This window comes from Aeromonas sp. HMWF014 (assembly GCF_963878295.1).
Taxonomy (GTDB): Bacteria; Pseudomonadota; Gammaproteobacteria; order Enterobacterales; family Aeromonadaceae; genus Aeromonas; species Aeromonas popoffii.
On record NZ_CAWNYS010000082.1, the window covers coordinates 1 to 2,428 of the forward strand.

Here is a 2,428-nt window from a genome sequence, read left to right on the forward strand (position 1 = left end):
CTGTCTATCAGCCCATCATCAGCACCCGCACCAATCAGCTGCACGGGGCCGAGCTGCTCTGCCGCTGGCCTCACCCCGAGCTCGGCATGATCTCGCCGGATGAGTTCATCCCGCTGGCGGAGGAGCTGGGGCTCATCGGCAAGCTCGGCCAACGCATGCTGGAACAAGGCTGTGCCCAGCTGGCACGCTGGCAGGCGGCGGCGCCGGATCTGGTGCTCTCCATCAACCTCTCCCCGCTGCAATTTCGCGACCCCGAGCTCTGCCCGCAGATCTTCGCCTGCATCGAACGCCACGGCCTGGCCCCCTGGCAACTGGAGCTGGAGATCACCGAAGGCGTGCTGATGGAGAACGCCGACGAAATTGAGAGCAACCTGACCAACCTGATCGAAGCGGGATTCCAGCTCGCCATCGATGACTTCGGCACAGGTTACTGCTCGCTCGCCTACCTGCCGAGGCTACAGGTAGCGACCCTCAAGCTGGACCGCAGCTTCACCCAGGGGCTGACCACCAATCAGGCCACCACCGCCATAGTGCGTTCCGTCATCGGTCTCGGTCACGAGCTGGGGATCAGGATCACCGCCGAAGGGGTCGAAACCCCCGAGCAGCAGGCCTGGCTGGTGCAGGCCGGTTGCGATCGGCTGCAGGGCTACCTGTTCAGCCGCCCTCTGCCTCCCGACGAGTTTGCCCGCAGCTACCAGCTGCCTGTGCCTGACAGCCAACCAACAGGCCAGCCCAGAGGGTAATGCCAGTCAGCTAACCATTTTTGTGGCTGAATAGTCGACATGTTCAATTACAGGAACTGTGCCATGGTGGACGCGTCAATCTGGCTGACACCTTTGCCCTGACTGGCATCCAATAAAAAGAGGGAGGCATGATGCCTCCCTCACTCTTTGGCCTTTATACCTCGCGGGCTAAGAGTCACATGCTCGTCACTGACTTGCATTAACCCCAGAGGGTGACCGGTTGCTTGTCAGGCACACAGATCAGCAGTGCGTCAAGCCCGCTTACTCCTGGAAGTAGGTGCCCCAGCCGTCATAGTCCACACCATATTTCTGAAGGATCGGCAGCATTTTTTCGATGTCGGCGACTATGGTCTCGATCTCCAGCTTGCACTCGACAGTGGCATCGAAGCAGAAGATAGGGGCGCCATCATCCAGCTCCATCTCTTCGGCATCTGTCACTTCAAAACCGGCCTTGAACAGGTCAACGGCGGCCTTCTCCAGCTGATCGAAATCCTGGCAGGCGAAGTGGTGCTCAATGTCATATTCCAGATCCGGGTTGCTGCCATCGGCCAGCAACTCGTTGACGATGGCGGTGGTCTCTGCACGCCACTCTTGCATATCAAGACTCATATTAACCCCAGATGATACTTGGTTGGTGTCAAATGCCGTCGGCCACAGGGTGCCTGTTCAGACTCGCTGCACCCCGGGCGGCATAGTTGCGGCAAAGCATACCCGCAGAGCGCATCCGGCTCAATGCGGCAAACCAAGTTAGCGGGTCCACCACGGCCACCCCAAATGGGGTGCCACCACAAAAGGTGAATAAAGTGTAATCTGCCGCCGGCCACAAAATGACCCATACGGAACTTCACGCGAGAGATCGCCAGCGGCATAACACCATCGAAAGTCACTTAAAAATCAGCACGTTCAACCAACTTGTGCACAGTGACAAAGGATCCTAAGGGGGTGTATTAAGGGACGCGGACGAAATACTGTCCGTACGGAAAGAGGAGCCAGCAGGGCTCCCTTTTTATCATGTGAAGGAGCACATAGAGAATGCCTAAAAAAACAATAATGAGCCTGGTCATAGGCTCAACCCTGATGATTGGAAACCACGCCATGGCTGCCCCGGTGCATGGTCCGTTCGATGCCGCCCTGGCCGATGAGGTGAAGGTACTGGAGATGCTCAAAAAGAGTGGCCGCATCCAGACCCTGGCCTCTCCCGAGATGGAACGGGCCGCCCTGGCCAGCTTCTACCGCGAAAAGTCACGGGCCTACAATGGCAGCAGTGGCACCCTGGCGGTGAAAGAAGGCAAGGTGCGGGAGACCATCCTCAAGAAAATCCGCTTCAACGGCATGGCCGGTCCCGGTGATCGGGTTCCCACTCTGCTGCTCAAATCCATCGAGAGGGAGCACTACCAGGGCAAGATGCGCAAGGACAAGATCCTCGCCATCTTGGTGGACTTCCCCGACTACCCGAAAAACAGCATCACCCCTGACCTCACCAAGATGTACTACCCGGACTACACCCCGGAGCACTACAACGACTTGCTCTTTTCCAACAAGGGCTATAAAGGCCCGAATGGCGAGTACTTTATCTCGATGCGCCAGTTCTACGAGCAGCAATCCGGCAAGAGCTACAGTGTGCGCGGCAAAGTGGCGGGCTGGTATACCGCCGACAAGAATGCCGCCTACTACGGATCCAATGC

General features: G+C 57.9%; 3 protein-coding genes. 2 read left to right on the forward strand and 1 reads right to left on the reverse strand.

Annotation, left to right across the window (positions count from 1 at the left end):
- A partial coding sequence (locus AAC083_RS03205) for a putative bifunctional diguanylate cyclase/phosphodiesterase (RefSeq protein ID WP_146181561.1) occupies nt 1–743 on the forward strand: 743 nt, incomplete at its 5' end.
- Between the two features lie 261 nt (nt 744–1,004).
- On the opposite strand, the gene rraB is transcribed toward AAC083_RS03205, so the two are convergent.
- On the reverse strand, nt 1,005–1,352 hold the full coding sequence (gene rraB / locus AAC083_RS03210) for a ribonuclease E inhibitor RraB (protein ID WP_108535791.1): 348 nt from the start codon (nt 1,350–1,352) through the stop codon (nt 1,005–1,007).
- A 423-nt stretch (nt 1,353–1,775) separates the two neighbouring features.
- Between rraB and AAC083_RS03215 the strand changes: the two genes are divergently transcribed.
- A partial coding sequence (locus AAC083_RS03215) for an immune inhibitor A domain-containing protein (RefSeq protein ID WP_181364626.1) occupies nt 1,776–2,428 on the forward strand: 653 nt, incomplete at its 3' end.

Coding starts and splice junctions, on each gene's coding strand:
- rraB (WP_108535791.1), bottom strand. CDS start 1,352: ATGAGTCTTGATATGCAAGAGTGGCGTGCAGAGACCACCGCCATCGTC.